At 58.7% G+C, this 16,280-nt stretch carries 17 protein-coding genes, 4 tRNA genes and 1 pseudogene; 16 read left to right on the forward strand and 6 right to left on the reverse strand.

What is annotated here, in order from left to right; all coding sequences use genetic code 11:
- The first annotated feature begins 108 nt into the window (after positions 1–108).
- A complete protein-coding gene (gene cpaB / locus O6760_RS20495; RefSeq protein ID WP_269581558.1) occupies positions 109–882 on the forward strand; it encodes a Flp pilus assembly protein CpaB in 774 nt (257 codons plus the stop codon).
- A 265-nt stretch (positions 883–1,147) separates the two neighbouring features.
- On the opposite strand, the gene O6760_RS20500 is transcribed toward cpaB, so the two are convergent.
- Positions 1,148–2,227, reverse strand: a complete 1,080-nt coding sequence (locus O6760_RS20500; protein WP_269581559.1) for a hypothetical protein — start codon at positions 2,225–2,227, stop codon at positions 1,148–1,150.
- 94 nt (positions 2,228–2,321) lie between these two features.
- Positions 2,322–3,380 carry a GSCFA domain-containing protein gene (locus tag O6760_RS20505; RefSeq protein WP_269581560.1) on the reverse strand — a complete coding sequence of 353 codons (1,059 nt, stop codon included), beginning with the start codon at positions 3,378–3,380 and terminating at the stop codon, positions 2,322–2,324.
- A gap of 267 nt (positions 3,381–3,647) precedes the next feature.
- Here O6760_RS20505 and O6760_RS20510 point away from each other — a divergent pair, with 267 nt between their 5' ends.
- The 4 genes and pseudogenes from O6760_RS20510 to O6760_RS20525 all read left to right on the forward strand — a co-directional run.
- Positions 3,648–3,818 (forward strand): DNA methyltransferase, encoded by a 171-nt coding sequence (locus O6760_RS20510; RefSeq protein ID WP_269586324.1) that lies wholly within the window; start codon positions 3,648–3,650, stop codon positions 3,816–3,818.
- A gap of 404 nt (positions 3,819–4,222) precedes the next feature.
- Positions 4,223–5,056 (forward strand): DUF5131 family protein, encoded by an 834-nt coding sequence (locus O6760_RS20515; RefSeq protein ID WP_269581561.1) that lies wholly within the window; start codon positions 4,223–4,225, stop codon positions 5,054–5,056.
- 60 nt (positions 5,057–5,116) lie between these two features.
- Entirely contained in the window at positions 5,117–6,268 is a 1,152-nt protein-coding gene (gene tcmP, locus O6760_RS20520; protein ID WP_269581562.1) for a three-Cys-motif partner protein TcmP, read from the forward strand.
- Between the two features lie 136 nt (positions 6,269–6,404).
- A pseudogene (locus O6760_RS20525) lies at positions 6,405–6,854 on the forward strand (integrase core domain-containing protein); the annotation flags it as partial.
- 56 nt (positions 6,855–6,910) lie between these two features.
- Here O6760_RS20525 and O6760_RS20530 read toward each other — a convergent pair.
- A tRNA-Thr gene (locus tag O6760_RS20530) sits at positions 6,911–6,986 on the reverse strand.
- A gap of 411 nt (positions 6,987–7,397) precedes the next feature.
- On the opposite strand from O6760_RS20530, the gene O6760_RS20535 reads away from it, so the two are divergent.
- Entirely contained in the window at positions 7,398–8,510 is a 1,113-nt protein-coding gene (locus O6760_RS20535) for a YHYH protein (RefSeq protein ID WP_269581563.1), read from the forward strand.
- Between the two features lie 18 nt (positions 8,511–8,528).
- Here the strand turns inward: O6760_RS20535 and O6760_RS20540 are convergent, their stop codons facing one another.
- The 3 genes from O6760_RS20540 to O6760_RS20550 form a co-directional block, all read right to left on the reverse strand.
- Positions 8,529–9,344, reverse strand: coding sequence for a TrmH family RNA methyltransferase (locus tag O6760_RS20540; protein ID WP_269581564.1), 816 nt, complete (start codon positions 9,342–9,344; stop codon positions 8,529–8,531).
- A 68-nt stretch (positions 9,345–9,412) separates the two neighbouring features.
- The gene (locus O6760_RS20545; RefSeq protein WP_269581565.1) at positions 9,413–9,916 is read right to left on the reverse strand and encodes a PaaI family thioesterase; all 504 of its coding nucleotides are present in this window, start codon (positions 9,914–9,916) and stop codon (positions 9,413–9,415) included.
- A gap of 30 nt (positions 9,917–9,946) precedes the next feature.
- The gene (locus tag O6760_RS20550; protein WP_269581566.1) at positions 9,947–10,462 is read right to left on the reverse strand and encodes a MarR family winged helix-turn-helix transcriptional regulator; all 516 of its coding nucleotides are present in this window, start codon (positions 10,460–10,462) and stop codon (positions 9,947–9,949) included.
- A gap of 419 nt (positions 10,463–10,881) precedes the next feature.
- On the opposite strand from O6760_RS20550, the gene O6760_RS20555 reads away from it, so the two are divergent.
- From O6760_RS20555 to rplL, 10 genes are all read left to right on the forward strand, one after another.
- Positions 10,882–10,966 (forward strand) — tRNA-Tyr (locus tag O6760_RS20555).
- Positions 10,967–10,988: 22 nt separating this feature from the next.
- Positions 10,989–11,062 (forward strand) — tRNA-Gly (locus O6760_RS20560).
- A gap of 168 nt (positions 11,063–11,230) precedes the next feature.
- A complete protein-coding gene (gene tuf, locus O6760_RS20565; protein ID WP_269581567.1) occupies positions 11,231–12,421 on the forward strand; it encodes an elongation factor Tu in 1,191 nt (396 codons plus the stop codon).
- Between the two features lie 108 nt (positions 12,422–12,529).
- Positions 12,530–12,605, forward strand: a tRNA-Trp gene (locus O6760_RS20570).
- A gap of 103 nt (positions 12,606–12,708) precedes the next feature.
- On the forward strand, positions 12,709–12,906 hold the full coding sequence (secE, locus tag O6760_RS20575; RefSeq protein WP_269581568.1) for a preprotein translocase subunit SecE: 198 nt from the start codon (positions 12,709–12,711) through the stop codon (positions 12,904–12,906).
- Positions 12,907–12,960: 54 nt separating this feature from the next.
- Complete coding sequence (gene nusG, locus O6760_RS20580; protein WP_269581569.1) at positions 12,961–13,491, forward strand: transcription termination/antitermination protein NusG; 531 nt, start codon at positions 12,961–12,963, stop codon at positions 13,489–13,491.
- A 177-nt stretch (positions 13,492–13,668) separates the two neighbouring features.
- Entirely contained in the window at positions 13,669–14,097 is a 429-nt protein-coding gene (gene rplK / locus O6760_RS20585; protein ID WP_094071112.1) for a 50S ribosomal protein L11, read from the forward strand.
- 4 nt (positions 14,098–14,101) lie between these two features.
- The gene (gene rplA / locus O6760_RS20590) at positions 14,102–14,800 is read left to right on the forward strand and encodes a 50S ribosomal protein L1 (RefSeq protein WP_269581570.1); all 699 of its coding nucleotides are present in this window, start codon (positions 14,102–14,104) and stop codon (positions 14,798–14,800) included.
- A 323-nt stretch (positions 14,801–15,123) separates the two neighbouring features.
- Positions 15,124–15,642 (forward strand): 50S ribosomal protein L10, encoded by a 519-nt coding sequence (gene rplJ / locus O6760_RS20595; protein WP_269581571.1) that lies wholly within the window; start codon positions 15,124–15,126, stop codon positions 15,640–15,642.
- 61 nt (positions 15,643–15,703) lie between these two features.
- The gene (gene rplL / locus O6760_RS20600) at positions 15,704–16,084 is read left to right on the forward strand and encodes a 50S ribosomal protein L7/L12 (RefSeq protein WP_269581572.1); all 381 of its coding nucleotides are present in this window, start codon (positions 15,704–15,706) and stop codon (positions 16,082–16,084) included.
- Positions 16,085–16,280: the final 196 nt, after the last annotated feature.

Here is a 16,280-nt window from a genome sequence, read left to right on the forward strand (position 1 = left end):
CGCTCCATATTGATTCGAATTTTTGCTTTCCCATAAGTCTTGTTTTGACCCGTTGGTCCTAGTGTGTCTCCAGTTGGAAGCTTGTCTCTGGAAGCACTGGAATTGGAAATGAAGATCGTTCGCTTACTGGTCCTGTTATTTGCAGCGGGTGCAGGCTTCATGGCGTTCCGTCTTGTCATGGACAAGCAGGTGCAACCACCTGCAGAACCGGCTCCTGTCGTCGTCTCGAGGGGGGTTCTGGTCGCGGTGAACGACATACCCCTGGGCAAGAAGCTGGAGGCGGCTGACATTACCTGGCGCGACTGGCCGGAGAGCACCCTTACAAAAGGGGTGATCACAAGGAGTGGCGATCCCTCCGCCGGCAAAAGCTACGTCGGCATGATCGCCAGGGGCCGGATCTATGCAGGAGAAGCCATCCGGGCAGAGCGCCTGATCAGCACGGACAAGGGCTACATGGCCGCGATCCTGCCGAAAGGAAAACGCGCGATCGCCGTCAGGGTGGAGCAGGAAACGTCGGCGGGCGGTTTTATCCTGCCGGGAGACAAGGTGGATGTTATCCTGACGAGAAAGTTCAGCGATAACAATATGATAAGCGATACCATCCTGCAGAATATCCGCGTTCTTGCCATCGATACCACAACGGCCGGCGAACAGGAGACCAAGAACCTTTCGCCCAAACGGACCGCAACGCTGGAATTGAGCCTCGACCAGTCCGAAATCATCGTTCAGTCGCAGCAGGTCGGAAGCATCGCCCTGGCTCTGCGGAGTGCCGAAGATTCTTTTGATGTCTCGGAAGAGGAACAGACGCAGAGGCGCGATACGAAGTTTGTGCGCCTGGATTCCGGTCGGTGGTCCACGGTCGCTGACGACAGCCTGTTCTGATCAGCGGCGCGTGGGTGGAGCAGCGTGACTTGTCCTGCGTGACTGGCCGGCAGCAGGTCATCAGCTGGCCATCGGCAGGGCTGCAGGAGGTCGGACTCGGGATTTGGCTCGTTTTTAGTCGCCGGCCATGAGCTGGAAGTCTTCGGCGCCGAGGAGGCGCGCATGATGCCGCGCCCAAGAACGCCGGCAATCAGCCATGCATTCGTGATCCCGATTTGCCCATGCCAGGGGGGCTCCAAAAAGGGTCTCGGCCGCAGGGGAGTTCCTAATCGGGCCGGGCCTGATTGCCGGCTGCGTGGTCTTCTCCTTTTGTCTCCAATTGCCTGACCACCTCCTTCAATTGTGCGGCTTCCTCATGTGCCCTGCCCAGCCTCTTGTTCAACGTGTTGATTTCGACCTTCAACTGATCGATTTCGCTCTGTTGATGAAGCGCGAGCGAACACATTCCGACGTTCTGACTGGTCTGCGGCCTGGTTTCACCGGCGCCACGCGCGCTGCCTTGAGGGGCGAAAGGGGAAGACTGGACGTGGGTCTTTGAATGCGTGTCGTCGTCTGGCTGGCGTGGCGATTGATCACCATAATAGTTGCGGATTTCATCCAGAAAAACGGAACCGGCTTCCCGGCTGGTGTGGGTCAGGTCTTGAGCCCAGTACTCACGTCGCAGGAACCCGTCCGGGCCGATCAGGGAATGTGGAAACGGCAGGAAGTCGGCATCGTGATTGTGTGCGGTTTCCTGCATCAGATCCTGAAGCTCGGACCAGAGCTTGAGCATCACCGTTGAGGCGGTCAGCCGGACATCGCTCAGGCTGATTCCGTCTTCGCTTGCCTTCAGGAGCAGACCCGAGTCCAGATTGACGATTTCCTTGCCGGTCTGTTCTTCACTGTTTTTGAGAAGGATCTTCCTCAGGGCGGCATTGTCTCCCTTGGGGGGCGGCGTGCCCAGCACGATGACCTTTTTTGCGTCGCTCAGCCGCGCAAGAAGGGCCGACAGACTGCCAAGAGATCGGGCAAGAAGCGTTCGCACCATTCTTTCAGGCACCAATTGCGCGTCCGGAACAAGGGGCGCTTCGGGAAGCTGCGAACAATGAAAATCAAACGGACGTTCGTCTACGAACATGAAATGCGAATAATGCTGACTTCCTTGCCAGGTCAATGCCACGACCTGGTCACGGCAGTTGGCGACAAGCGCGTCCCAGTATCCGGCGGTACGCGGAAAAGGACCGTTCAGCCCGGAGAACACATCGTCAATCGGATCTGTTTCAACGGCTTCAGTGTCACTGCCCAGACCGCGCAAGCCCAGGGAAAAGGATTGCGAGTGCCCCGCTATTAGAATTCTTTGGATCATGTTGTTTCACCACCTGAACGCAGAGTGTGACCCGACCGGCAAGAGCGCAACGGCGATGCCGGTTTCAGAGCAGCCGGTCCCCTCATGGGCCGGTTCATGGGCTGGTCCGATCCATCATCGCTTCCTCACATTCAGCTTCGACAAGAGCGGCTGAAAGGGCGGCTATTGACGGTGCCGTGCTTTCGTCCGGGCCCGTTGCCAGAGACGGGTCGGTCTTGCAGTGGCTGAGAAACACGCTCATGACCTGATCTATGCCCGCCTTGGAGACGCTTCGTCGATCGGCCTCGAAGAAGCTGCAAGGAGCGGTATGGCTGGTGATGATCTCGTAGCTGGGAAAATAGACGACATTGTCGTGTTTGCCGGCCACCTCCTGCGCGGCGACCCTTAAGACCGATTTGCTGAAGGTGGTGGCCGGCACCACGTGGCCTCCCGTCGCTGTTGCGACGAGCGGAACCGGGGAAACGGTCAGGACAACGCGTACGCCCGGATTGCGCTGTCTCATCAATTGAATGAACTCGGACAGGTCTGACGAAACATCCGAAACGCCGAAATTTTCAAAAACATGTTTGTCTTCTTCGTATGTCCCGACAATCGTGCCGGGACATGCGGGAAACACGGCGCCATCCGAAGCCGACACCCAGGCCTCCGTCAGCCCCAGCGTGAAGACAAACACGTCGGCATTGCTGAAAGCGTCCAGGGCCGCCTGAAGATGCTGCGCTGTCAGCAGATCGAATTCCCGATCCGACGACGCTGGATACCGCAAGGCCGGGCGGAACGGATCGAACACCTGACCGTCAAGGTGCCATCTGTCCTCTTCGGGTTTGAATGTTCCCAGCGCCCGTTTCATCAACTGGAGGAGTTGCCGCGTCGTGTAGATGTTTCCGTATGCGGCGCTAAACAGGGAATAGCCAAAATTATCGTTTCTGTATCGGGCGAATGACGGGTGGCCTGTTTCCGTTCGCAGATAACTCAGGCCGGCCTTTTCCAGATGAGGCACCAGGTTCGCGGCAAAGCAGCTTCCTGCCGAGACGACTTTTTCACCGACCCTGATGAGGGGGGGACCCTCAAAAAAGCTCTCAAGCATTCCACCTCTGGTGAGTGCTCTTGACCAAAAGGAATGTTCAGGAGCGCGACGATAAGGATGATCGCTCATTAAATCTCCATGACTTAAAACCTTATATTTTCTTGGTAAATCGGGCGCGCACACAAAATGAATTGAGCAAATCCGGGTTTGCCGAATGCTGTTTGATTTAGGTTACGCTGCGTTGGCCGTTTGATCCAGCACGTTTCAATTCAAAAGAGCATTGCGGGCCGGATAAAGGGTTCCGGCTGTGATGAGGCGTGCGTCGTCGGGCGAGGGGGGAACGACAGGTGCGGCAGGTTCGGGTTTTTCTTGTCTGAGTGGGCTCCACCGCTGCCGTTGACAGATGCGCTGGTTCAAGTCTGCCCGGCCAGGACGGTCCTGGCTCCGTTCGCGGGGTCCGGAACGACGGGTCTGGCAGCCCTCAGAGCCGGCCGGCGGTTTGTCGGTTGTGAGCGGGAAAGGGCGTATTATGAAATTGCCAGTGAAAGGCTTTCAAAGGCGGCGTAAATGGCGTTTAAGTGACGGAACGAACGAAGTGCTGTTCAAAGATCTGCGGCCTAATCAGCGAAAGTGAATTGATGCGTCACGGCAAAAAAGCAGTTTCTAGTGCGAGGCGGCCCCTGCAAAGATTGGTAACGGATCTTTGTGACATAGGTCTTGCGGTTGCATTCTTCGTACTTTTCGTCGCCCTCGTCGGTTCCATGTTCACTGCATTATGAATATGTGTTTATCGGTGAGACGTGGATTGTAAGGGCCCTCAGGTGCAAGTTCTGCCGCCGTCCGACCGAGCAGATCATGCTCCAGCCAGGGCAAAGTCAGATACTGAAAATCCATCGCACTTTGGCCAAGTTATAGGATTCTAAACCTTGATCTTTGATGTTAGCCTCTGATCACAGGTAAGGGATATTAACATGGCTGAAACCACCGGGATTGAGTGGACAGATCGCACTTTTAATCCATGGACCGGATGCACAAAGATCAGTCCTGGCTGTGATAACTGTTACGCTGAAGGTTGGTCAAAGCGGTCGGGCCATGTGAAATGGGGAAACCATCCCAGGAAGCGAACCACAGAAGCATATTGGAAAGCTCCTCTTGCATGGCAACGCGAGGCGGAGGCGTTCGAGCGTAAGCATGGCCGGCGGCAGCGCGTGTTTTGCGCTTCTCTTGCAGACGTTTTCGACAACCAGGTCGACCCTGAATGGCGAGCCGACTTGTTCGAATTGATCCGGGTCACGCCGAATCTCGACTGGCAGTTGCTTACAAAGCGACCTCAGAACATCCGTAAAATGCTGCCAGGAGATTGGGGTACGGAAGGCTGGAGCAACGTGTGGCTTGGCTTCACTGCTGAAGACCAAATTCGCTTCGATCAGCGAAAAAAGCATATTGATGAGATCCCGGCAGTTGTTTGGTTTGTCTCGTATGAACCTGCTATCGGACCGATGCGTATCAGGGAGAATGACCCCGCGCCAACCTGGTTAATCGTTGGCGGTGAGAGTGGACATGGTGCCAGACCACTCGAGCCTCTGTGGGTCGAAGAAATCCTGATTGACTGTCGGGCGCGAGGGATTGCCCCATTCTTCAAGCAATGGGGCAATTACGACAACAACCCGCTAACCGGCCAACCCAGCATCGAGAAAAGGGATTTCAAGCTGATTGACCCGTTCGGAAAAGGCGGCGGGTTGGTCGATGGGCAACTTGTTCGCGAATTCCCGAAAGAGGTGAGGAACGCTTTAAGCGCACTTTAGACGAGACACGACTGAGCCAACTACCTAAAATGTCGTCGAGAATGTATCGGGGGATGCAAATTGACGCCGAAACGCAACCTTTATGATGGGCGCGAACAGACCTACATCAAACACCTGTTTTTGACCCAGTATTTAAAAGACGCCGCATTTAAGACTTTTCAGGGTAGGTCTCCGGTTTTCAACTTTGTTGATGGTTTTGCCGGGCCTTGGGAAACGTCAGCTGAGGGTGCGCTGGAAGATACATCGTTTTCCCAATCAATTAAGGTGCTAACGTCAGTTAAAAACGATCTTCAGTCGAAGGGGATCTCTGGTCTGAAGATTAGGTTCTATTTTTGCGAGAAAGATCCCAACTCCTTTGCAAAACTATCAGAATACGCACGGCAACAAAGCGGCGTTGAAATTGTTTTGTTTTCAGGTCGCTTTGAAGACAATCTTGATGACATTTCGAGAGCTATCACTCCTGGCTTCACATTTACCTTTATCGACCCTACTGGTTTCAAGGTTGAAAACGCGAAGATCGCTGAGTTTTTGAAGACTCAGCGTGGAGAGTTCCTCTTTAACTTCATGTCAGAGCACATTAATCGATACCCAGATTTCGAAGGTGTGCGTGCTGCCTATTCTGCGTTGCTCGCAAATGAGGGTTGGCGATCACGCTACGATGCCCTGCCCGACACGCTAAAAAATGAGGAACGCATTCTAGCAATATTGAAAGAAGCCTTTGTTGATTTGAAGGCAGCGAAATATGTAGCCGACTTTGGGGTAATGAACCCCCGTAAAGACCGCATGCAAATGCGACTTGTGCTCGGATCTAACAGTGAACATGCGATCGAATTGTTTCGCCATACACACCGCAGGGTGGAACTGCGAGAAATCGAAACGCGGCAATCAATTGCTGCAGGAGATCAGGTGTCACTCTTTTCCAATGAATTTCTGGCTGAAAGCTATCAAAAGTCGCATGGATTTGGGTCGCCCGGTCAGAAAGAACTCGCTGAAAATTTGGTCGTTCGACACTTGGTAGAGCACGGCCCCACCAATTTCTGTGACCTTTGGGTGCACATTTTGGTAGGTGCTGCCGTCAGCAAGTCGATTGTGAAAGACACTCTCAACACATTGCGGAAAAACGGTGTCGTTACCTTCGCTCTTCCCAAGTCCAAAACGAAGGTTCAACCCGATACGTTGATCACTCTAGTAGCTCCACCGTTGCTATCTTAGCATGTTGAAGCCAGACAAATCTGGGTGCCAAGTGAAGTTGCGCGATTCGCCAAACGAAGTTGCGCGCTACAGTTCGGCGCGAGGTTGTAACCCATGTCTCCGGTACAAACTGTTACCTATGTCTCCGGATCGGACACCAGGCCACCCGCAGCAAAACGGCCGGCACGAACGCATGCATCTGACCTTGAAGAAGGAGGCCACCCGACCGCCAGGCATGAACAGCCTTCAGCAGCAGGCCAAGTTCGATGCCTTCATGAAGGAATTCAACGAGGAACGACCTCATGAAGCGCTCAGAATGAAGACACCGGCGGAAGTCTACACAGCCTCATCAAGGCAATATCAGGGCCTGCCGGACCTGGACTACCCCTTCCATGACAGGGACGCCCTGGTCACCGCATGCGGACGAATCTGCATGCATCGCAAGAAGATCAACGTCTCGACCGTTCTGGCCGGTCAGAAACTCGGGATCAAGGAAGTGGAAGAGGGAATTTGGCTGATCAGCTTCATGAGCTATGATCTGGGATACATCGACCTGGAGCAGAGAACACTACAGACAATCGACAACCCGTTCGGCGCGAGGTTGTAACCCATGTCTCCGGTACAAACTGTTACCTATGTCTCCGGATCGGACATTTGGAAAATTGGTGCCGGCAGCAGGATTCGAACCCGCGACCCCGAGATTACAAATCACGTGCTCTACCAGCTGAGCTATACCGGCGCCGGGAATGGCTTCTACCAGATTGGGCGCGCTTGTCTATGCCCGGGCCGCATTTTTTAGCTTCCGATTCCGGAAATTCCCCTAAACCCTTCAAACGGCAGATAAAAGGGCTTTGCCACTGTGGATAATCACCGGGAGCGCGGGTGAGCCGGTGCCGTCGTCGTCCCGGATGCGAAGCCGCGGAGATCCGGGGGCAGGGAGACCGGGACATGCGATCCTATCCCGAGGTGCGCGAACTCGTAGAGGCTCTCCTGTCACGGTGCGCGCCTTGCCCGGCGGGAATGATGCAAACAGGGTCAGGGGTGTCGCTGGCGCAGACTTGTTGGTTGCCTGCCCGGAGCCGATCGTGCGGAATGGCTCCCGTCGTCGCCTTCGGCGTGCTAAGCCGGGAGCGAACGCGGGAGGATTGCGATGCGGATGTTGGAACTTGCCGGCGTGGCTGCGGTGCTGGCTGCGGCATTGTCGGGGGGAGGCGCCCCCGCAGGCGCCCATGATATCAAGGTCTGCAAATGCGACCAGGCCTGCTACACCGACGAGGTCAGCAAGGTTTCCTGCGAGCGCGGCAGGGCGCGCTTTTCCTCCCACGGCCTGCCGGATCCGAAAGACCCGATGATGCGCGGCATCACGGCGACCAACCAGCAGTTTCCGGCCGAGCACAATTACGGGTTCGAGATCCTGCTGGAGCCGAAACTGGCCCGCAGCCCGACCAAAACCGATGCCGGGCCGGTGGGCGTTGCCGTCAACGGCGTGCCGATCTTCGATCCGAGCACGCAAGGCCCCGCCAACCGGGACACCGGCCGCCGGCCAAGCGCGTTCGAGGCGGGCGAGCTGGATGTGTGTGGCGGCCATGCGGGACGCGGCGACGATTATCACTATCACATCGCGCCGAAATGCCTGATCGACGACCTCGGACCGGCCTGGGTCGAGGAGGACAAGAAGCCGATCGGCTATGCCATGGACGGCTTTCCGATCCTGGCGCTTGGCTGGTTCGACAAGGCCAATGCGGTCGAGAAGGACCTCGACCCCTGCCGGGGCATGAAGGATGCCTCGGGGCAATATTTCTACAATGTCAAAACCACGTCGAGCTGGGATGTGCTCACTTGCCTGTCCGGCCGGCCGCAGCATTTTGCCCGTGACCGCTGGCTGCACCGGGTTGACCGCACGGGCAAGGAGATCACCGGCATCCCGATCCACTTTGCCATCAAGGACTCGACCCGCCAGGCTTATGGCGGCGATGTCTGCCATGTGATGAGCGGACTGCTGCAGGGTGAGCAGATCCTAGAGACGAGCGGCCGGACCCGGAAGGTCCGGGCGGAGGAGGGCGCGCTGTTTTATTGCAACAAGGCCTGTTACGGCCTGTTCTTCGAGGCCGACCGCAGCCGGGCCATCCGCGGCCGGGCGATCTATTACGATTACGTCGCCGATGGTTGCCCGGGCGGGTTCGATGTCTCGGCGCTGAAGACCTTCACGCCCTATGAGGGGCCGGCCCAGAGCCGGAAGGGGCCGCCGCCGACGGGGCGGTGATCTTCTGCCGGCCGCCTCTCACAGCCCCATCTTCATCCGTGCTACATATAGCGACAGCACGGCGGCGTTGGAGACGTTGAGGGAGCGCAGCGCACCGGGCATGTCGAGCCGGGCCGTCAGGCCGCAGGCTTCGCGAACACCCTGGCGCACGCCTTTTCCTTCCGAGCCGAGCACAAGCACGGTCTTGTCGGTAAAGGGCGTGTCTTCAAGGCTCGCCGGGCCGTCGCTGTCGAGCGCAATACAGCCAAAGCCCTGGTCCTTCATCTCGGCGACGAAGCGGCCCATGTTTTTCACGCGCACATGCTTGATCATGTCGAGCGCGCCGGAGGCGGCCTTGGCGAGCACCGAACCTTCTTCCGGCGCATGGCGCTCGGTGGTGACGACCGCGTCGGCGTCGAGCGCGACGGCGGAGCGCAGGATGGCGCCGACATTATGAGGGTCGGTGACCTGGTCGAGCGCCAGGATCAGCCGGGCGCCTTTCAGATGCTCCGCGCCATAGGCGGGCAGGGGATCGGCTTCCAGGATCATGCCCTGGTGCACCGCGTCCTTTGTGACCATGCGGTCGAGCGCGCGCGGCATCATGTTTTCGACCGGCACGTCGATTGTCACACCGCGCTCTTCCAGGCGGCGCAGCGCGTTTTCCGTCGCAAACAGCTTCAGCCGCTTGCGGTCCTTGTTGGCAAAGGCCGCTTCCACGGTGTGGAGACCATAAAGCAGCACCGGGCCTTCCGGCGGCAGGCCGGGCCGGCGCGGTGCCGGCTTGCCGGAAAATTTCTTCTTGCCGCGAAAGCCGGGCTTGCCGCCGGCGCGGAAGGGTTTTCTGTCGTCACTCATGGCGCAGCTCTAGCGGTATTCCGACAAAAGGAAAAGAGGCTGAAACGCCACCATTACATTATGGGGCCTCACGACGGCTTCAGGATCATGCAGCTCACTGTGCCGTGTGCGATCAGCTTGCCGTTGGAATCCTTCAGGTCGCCCTCGGAGGTCGCCAGGCGCGAGCCGCGGTGGACGATGCGGCCCTCGCAGATGACCTCGCCGCTGGTCGGCAGCAGCGGGCGGACCATGTTCACGGTCAGCGACGTGGTCGTATAGAACTCGCCCGGCTTCAGCGTCGTGTGCACGGCACAGGAGAGTGCCGTATCTATAAGCGTGGAAATCCAGCCGCCATGGACCGTGCCGAGCGGATTGAGGAATTCCTTGGCCGGCAGGCCGGTGAAGACCGCGCGGCCGTCTGAAAATTCCTTCATCCTTATATTGGAGTGAACCATGATCGGCGGTGCGGGCAGCTCGCCGGCCATCATTCGCGCGAAAATGTCGAGGCCGGTCATTTCGTGAAAGGCCTTTTTCGGCAGGGCGCCCAATTGATGGGTCTTGCCGTTTTCGGTGAGTGTCTCGGTGTCGCTCATGATGATGTTCCCAACATAAAGGTCTGTGACTCAGGAATTGGTTTTGGAAGCGGTGTTGGCGGCGGTGCCGTCTTGGTCTTCCGGGGAGCGGTCTTCCAGGATGTGCACGGCCTTGCGCAGGGCGGACATCTGGGCGCGCACGGCATCGGCGCCGTCCGGGCCGAGCAGGGCGCTGACTTCTTCCTGCGCCTTCAGCCATGTCGTGTGGATCTCGACGACCTTCTCTTCGCCCTTTGCCGTCAGCACGGGCAGGACGGTGCGGCCACCCGTCTGCCTGCGGGTGATCAGGCCGGCGGTTTCAAGCGGCTTCAGGTTGCGGGCGAGGGTGGACCGGTCGATGCCGAGGAAGCGGGCGATCTCCGCAGCCGATGATGCGGAGCCGTCGGCGATGGCGGCGAGCAGCTGGGCCTGGGTGAGCTCCAGGCCGAGCGTGGCCATGTGCCGGTTATAATGGCGTGTCAGCAGATTGGCCGTGCGACGGGCAGCGTGGCCGAGGCAGGTGCGGCCCATATGCAGGAAGTCGATGTCGTCGAGGGATGCGCTCATGTGTTGTAGATACAACAACATTAGAATCCCGGCAAGAGGATCGAGGTCGCCGCGTTGCCCGGCCGGGGCGCATTTGCTTGCGTTCGCGCAGATTTGCCGCGTGGCTGCACGGGGCTGATCCAGGACGGAAGTTGTCCACAGGCGCAGGGGTGGGAAGCGGGTTTTTCGGGATAAACGTAGGGAAACCGTGACATCCGGAAGTGTGCAGGGCACTGTGGAACCGTCACCGCCCGAGGTGATCCGGAGCGTTCGAAGCGGCTGTTTCGAGCGCGCCGCTGATTTTGTTCATTTCTTTGCAAAATCGGCGTTGACAGGGCGGGGCCCTATCTGCATAACACGCGCCACGGGATTGCTCGCCCCTTCCGGGCGGGCTCTTCGGTAAGCCATCCTGATCGCTTCGGCGTGAAGCAGGACGAGATGGAGGAGTGCCCGAGTGGCTAAAGGGGACGGACTGTAAATCCGTTGGCTATGCCTACGTTGGTTCGAATCCAACCTCCTCCACCATCGTTCCTGGTTCGGTTGTTGTGCGGGTGTAGCTCAATGGTAGAGCAGCAGCCTTCCAAGCTGACGACGAGGGTTCGATTCCCTTCACCCGCTCCATCATGGGTGCTGATCGGAGTGTCCGGAACGGAAGGCTCTTTCGCCCGGAAATCCTGACAAGAATGTTCTACGGGACGCATTTCGTCGCTCGCGGACTTGTCCAAGGCGCCGGGGCGCAGCCCGCATCGACCCGTATCGACCGAACTGAGTGGATAGAGAGCGACGCCGATGGCGAAGGAAAAATTTGAGCGCACAAAGCCGCACGTCAACATTGGCACGATTGGCCACGTTGACCACGGCAAGACCACGCTGACTGCAGCAATCACCATGACGCTGGCTGAAGCCGGTGGTGCGACTGCAAAAGCTTACGACGAGATCGACGGCGCACCTGAAGAAAAGGCGCGCGGCATCACCATCTCCACGGCACACGTCGAGTACGAAACGGAAAACCGTCACTACGCGCACGTCGACTGCCCTGGCCACGCCGACTATGTGAAGAACATGATCACCGGTGCTGCCCAGATGGATGGCGCGATCCTGGTGTGTTCGGCTGCCGATGGCCCGATGCCGCAGACCCGCGAGCACATCCTGCTTGCCCGTCAGGTTGGCGTTCCGGCCCTGGTCGTCTTCATGAACAAGGTTGACCAGGTCGACGACGAAGAGCTTCTCGAGCTCGTCGAAATGGAAATCCGCGAGCTGCTGTCTTCCTACGAGTTCCCGGGCGACGACATTCCGATCGTCAAGGGTTCGGCGCTGGCAGCTGTCGAGAACCGCGATCCGGCCATCGGCCGTGACGCGATCCGCGAGCTGATGGCCCAGGTCGACGCCTACATCCCGACCCCGGAGCGTCCGAAGGACCAGCCGTTCCTGATGCCGATCGAAGACGTTTTCTCGATCTCCGGCCGTGGTACGGTTGTGACCGGTCGTGTCGAGCGCGGCATCATCAAGGTTGGTGAAGAAGTCGAGATCGTCGGCATCAAGGACACCACCAAGACGACGGTTACCGGCGTTGAAATGTTCCGCAAGCTGCTGGACAGCGGCGAAGCCGGCGACAACATCGGCGCCCTGATCCGCGGCGTCGGCCGTGAAGACGTTGAGCGCGGCCAGGTTCTGTGCAAGCCGGGTTCCGTGACCCCGCACACGAAGTTCAAGGCCGAGGCTTACATCCTCACCAAGGAAGAAGGTGGCCGTCACACGCCGTTCTTCACCAACTACCGCCCGCAGTTCTACTTCCGCACGACGGACGTGACCGGTGTGGTGTCCCTGCCGGAAGGCACGGAAATGGTGATGCCGGGTGACAACGTCTCCGTCGACGTTGAGCTGATCGTGCCGATCGCCATGGAAGAAGGCCTGCGCTTCGCTATCCGCGAAGGTGGCCGTACCGTCGGCGCCGGCGTCGTCGCATCCATCATCGAATAAGATGATTTCGGGCTGCCGGGCTTGTGTCCGGCAGCTCCGCCTCTTAAGTCTTGCGATATGCGGCTTATGGAGGTATCAGGAGCTCGTTCGTGCAAGCGGACATCTTGAAGGGGTATAGCTCAGCTGGTAGAGCGACGGTCTCCAAAACCGTAGGTCGCGGGTTCGAACCCTGCTGCCCCTGCCAATTTGCTCTTGATTAATCTGCCTCGAGGGCTTAAGAGTTTCCTCGAGTGAGGCGCGCGAAGAATTTTCGCGCGCCCGCTCGTATTTAAAAGACCGGAATCGGAATGGCAAAGACCAATCCCTTTAAATTCATCCAGGAAGTCCGCGCGGAAACGTCCAAGGTGACTTGGCCGACGCGCAAGGAAACCGCGGTGACCACCGTCATGGTGTTCGTCATGGTCCTGATCGCGTCGATCTTCTTTCTCGCGGCGGACCAGTTGATGGGCCTCGGGATCGGTTACCTGCTGGGTGTCGGCGGCTAGGCGTTGACTGCCGTCCGGGTTGAAGACAAAGAACAAGAAGCGGAACAGAAATCCATGGCCAAGCGCTGGTACATTGTGCACGCCTATTCCAATTTCGAGAAAAAGGTCGCCGAGTCCATCCGCGAAAAGGCCGAACAGAAAGGCTTGTCCGATCTGTTTGAGGAAATTCTTGTCCCGATGGAAAAGGTTGTCGAAGTGCGCCGCGGCCGCAAGGTCGATGCGGAGCGCAAGTTCTTTCCCGGCTACGTCCTGGTGAAGATGGAGATGACCAACGAGGCGTTCCACCTGATCAAGGACACGCCGAAAGTCACCGGGTTCCTGGGCGCGGATCAAAAGCCGATGCCGATCCCGGAAAAAGAGGCAATGCGCATCATCAACCAGGTGCAGGAAGGCGTCGACCGGCCGAAGCCGTCCGTGACCTTCGAGGTTGGTGAGCAGGTGCGCGTGTCCGACGGACCGTTCGCGTCCTTCTCCGGCCTTGTCGAGGAAGTCGATGACGAGCGTGCGCGCCTCAAGGTGGCGGTGTCCATCTTCGGCCGTGCAACTCCGGTTGAACTCGAATTCGCTCAGGTCGACAAGCTCTGACGGATTGCCGCCCGGAGACGGGCGGCGTTTAGTGCCCGGTCCGCGTTCCTGCGGAAATCGGCCGGGATGAAACGGGTGGAAGGTTCTGGAGCTCATCGCCGGGCTCCCTCGAGGGACCGGACCACCGCCTCCCAGGCAGCTGGATTGCCGTCCGGCTGCGAATGATTGGAGAGACACATGGCGAAGAAAATCGAAGGCTTCCTGAAGCTTCAGGTGCCGGCAGGTTCCGCGACCCCGTCGCCGCCCATCGGGCCGGCACTCGGTCAGCGTGGCCTGAACATCATGGAATTCTGCAAGGCGTTCAACGCGCAGACCCAGGATGTTGAAAAGGGCGCACCGTGCCCGACCGTGATTACCTACTACTCCGACAAGTCCTTCACTTTCGAAGTGAAGACGGCTCCGGTCAGCTTCTTCCTGAAGAAGGCCGCCAAGCTGCAGAAGGGGTCCCAGACTCCGGGCCGCGGCACCGTCGGTTCCGTGACCCGCGACCAGGTCAAGGAAATCGCCGAAGCCAAGATGAAGGACCTGAACGCCAACGACGTCGACGCAGCGATGCTGATGGTCGAAGGCTCCGCCCGCTCCATGGGCCTTGAGGTGAAGGGGTAAGATCATGGCGAAGGTTGGAAAACGTATCAAGGAAGCGCGTGACGGTATCGACCGCAACAAGCTTTATGCCCTCGACGAAGCCATCAGCCTCGTGAAGGGTCGTTCCAAGACCAAGTTCGACGAGACCGTCGAAGTTGCGATCAATCTCGGTGTTGACCCGCGTCACGCAGACCAGATGGTCCGTGGCGTGTGCGTGCTGCCGAACGGCACGGGCAAGAGCGTCAAGGTTGCCGTGTTCGCACGTGGCGACAAGGCCGACGAAGCCAAGGCCGCCGGCGCCGACATCGTCGGTGCCGAAGAGCTGGTCCAGGAAGTGCAGGGCGGCAAGATCGACTTCGATCGCTGCATTGCAACGCCTGACATGATGCCGCTGGTCGGCCGTCTCGGCAAGGTGCTCGGCCCGCGCGGCCTGATGCCGAACCCGAAGGTCGGCACCGTGACCCCGGACGTGACCGCAGCCGTCAACGACGCCAAGGGCGGTGCCGTCCAGTTCCGCGTCGAGAAGGCCGGTATCGTTCATGCCGGTGTCGGCAAGGTGTCCTTTTCCGAAGACGCCATCCTGCAGAACGTCAAGGCTCTGCTGGATGCTGTCCAGAAGGCCAAGCCGTCCGGCGCAAAAGGTTCCTACCTGAAGCGCATTGCCGTGTCCTCCACGATGGGCCCGGGCGTGAAGGTTGATCTCGCAAGCGTTGCTGGCGAGTAATCCGGACTTTCCGGATGTTTTGAAGAGATTTCGGCCTTCGGGCCGAAAAGACCCGGCGGCACGCCGCCGGGTTGCCCTGTCCGAGACTGCAGGTGCCGGGAGACCGGCTTAAGCTTTTTGGCCTGCATAGATGGGTGAGAACCGAATTCTCCGCCGTTGACGCGGAAGACTTGGTTCGAACCAGACCTTGCCGCGCGTTTCTTGCGTGAGGGTGAGGGGACAGGACCCTGAGCGTCGCCCCAAGGCGGTTCCGGGTTCGGGACCTGCCTGAAAGGCGGCAAAGGTAAACCGGCGGCGGCAACGCCGCCAAATGGAGAAGGCAAGTGGAAAGAGCGGAAAAGCACGAGTTCGTGACGTCTCTCAACACCGAGCTGGGTAACACCGGTGTTGTTGTTGTCGCGCACTACGCAGGTCTTTCGGTAGCCCAGATGACCGCATTGCGGGCATCCGTGCGTGAAGCCGGCGGCACTGTGAAAGTCGCAAAAAACCGCCTTGTGAAACTCGCCCTTCAAGGCACTGACCTTGAGCACATCTCCGACCTGTTTCAGGGCCCGACCGTCATCGTCCATTCCGACGATCCGGTAGCCGCTCCGAAAGCAGCCGTCGAATTCGCCAAGGCAAACGAGAAGTTTGCAATCCTTGGCGGTGCTCTGGGTGCAACCAACCTGAACCCGGATGGAGTCAAGTCTCTGGCAACCATGCCGTCGCTCGATGAGCTGCGTGCGAAACTGGTTGGCATGATCCAGACCCCTGCTTCCCGCATGGCTCAGGTTACCGCCGCTCCGGCCGGGCAGCTTGCCCGCGTCTTCGGCGCGTACGCCAAGAAGGACGAGGCCGCATAAGGCGTCCAAACACACTGTCTCACGAAACCAAACTCTGGTTCGAACGTAAGGTACTAAGAAAATGGCCGATCTTGAAAAGCTCGTAGAAGAACTGTCCGCACTGACCGTCATGGAAGCTGCTGAACTCAGCAAGCTCCTGGAAGAGAAGTGGGGCGTTTCCGCCGCTGCTCCGGTCGCAGTTGCTGCCGCTGCCGGCGGTGCTGCCGATGCCGGTGCTGCTGCTGAAGAGAAAACCGAATTTGACGTTGTCCTGGCTTCTGCCGGCGACAAGAAAATCAACGTCATCAAGGAAGTCCGTGCCATCACCGGCCTGGGTCTGAAGGAAGCCAAGGAACTCGTCGAGTCCGCTCCGAAGGCCGTCAAGGAAGGCGTTGCCAAGGACGAAGCTGAAGAGCTGAAGAAGAAGCTGGAAGAAGCCGGTGCTTCTGTCGAGCTGAAGTAATAAAGGCCTTTTGAGCCTTTGGCGGTCCCGGCCTGGCCGGGACCGTTGCTTGCCCCGGCGGGTCTGACCCGTTTCCGGGGCGAACGTCCCACTAGGGCATGGTGATCCGGAGAGGCCGGATCAGGATGTCCTAGACCCCATAGATTGATCAGCCGATCCGCTTGTTCGTGAGGTCACGTCAGGCAGGCTGATCCGG

It is taken from the genome of Roseibium sp. Sym1 (genome assembly GCF_027359675.1).
GTDB lineage: Bacteria > Pseudomonadota > Alphaproteobacteria > Rhizobiales > Stappiaceae > Roseibium.

Excerpts from the sequence above, each read along its gene's own strand:
- O6760_RS20550 (WP_269581566.1), bottom strand. The coding sequence starts at position 10,462 with ATGAGCGCATCCCTCGACGACATCGACTTCCTGCATATGGGCCGCACC.
- rplK (WP_094071112.1), top strand. The coding sequence starts at position 13,669 with ATGGCGAAGAAAATCGAAGGCTTCCTGAAGCTTCAGGTGCCGGCAGGT.
- nusG (WP_269581569.1), top strand. The coding sequence starts at position 12,961 with ATGGCCAAGCGCTGGTACATTGTGCACGCCTATTCCAATTTCGAGAAA.
- O6760_RS20515 (WP_269581561.1), top strand. The coding sequence starts at position 4,223 with ATGGCTGAAACCACCGGGATTGAGTGGACAGATCGCACTTTTAATCCA.
- O6760_RS20540 (WP_269581564.1), bottom strand. The coding sequence starts at position 9,344 with ATGAGTGACGACAGAAAACCCTTCCGCGCCGGCGGCAAGCCCGGCTTT.
- O6760_RS20500 (WP_269581559.1), bottom strand. The coding sequence starts at position 2,227 with ATGATCCAAAGAATTCTAATAGCGGGGCACTCGCAATCCTTTTCCCTG.
- cpaB (WP_269581558.1), top strand. The coding sequence starts at position 109 with ATGAAGATCGTTCGCTTACTGGTCCTGTTATTTGCAGCGGGTGCAGGC.
- O6760_RS20535 (WP_269581563.1), top strand. The coding sequence starts at position 7,398 with ATGCGGATGTTGGAACTTGCCGGCGTGGCTGCGGTGCTGGCTGCGGCA.
- secE (WP_269581568.1), top strand. The coding sequence starts at position 12,709 with ATGGCAAAGACCAATCCCTTTAAATTCATCCAGGAAGTCCGCGCGGAA.
- O6760_RS20545 (WP_269581565.1), bottom strand. The coding sequence starts at position 9,916 with ATGAGCGACACCGAGACACTCACCGAAAACGGCAAGACCCATCAATTG.
- tuf (WP_269581567.1), top strand. The coding sequence starts at position 11,231 with ATGGCGAAGGAAAAATTTGAGCGCACAAAGCCGCACGTCAACATTGGC.
- O6760_RS20505 (WP_269581560.1), bottom strand. The coding sequence starts at position 3,380 with ATGAGCGATCATCCTTATCGTCGCGCTCCTGAACATTCCTTTTGGTCA.
- rplL (WP_269581572.1), top strand. The coding sequence starts at position 15,704 with ATGGCCGATCTTGAAAAGCTCGTAGAAGAACTGTCCGCACTGACCGTC.
- rplA (WP_269581570.1), top strand. The coding sequence starts at position 14,102 with ATGGCGAAGGTTGGAAAACGTATCAAGGAAGCGCGTGACGGTATCGAC.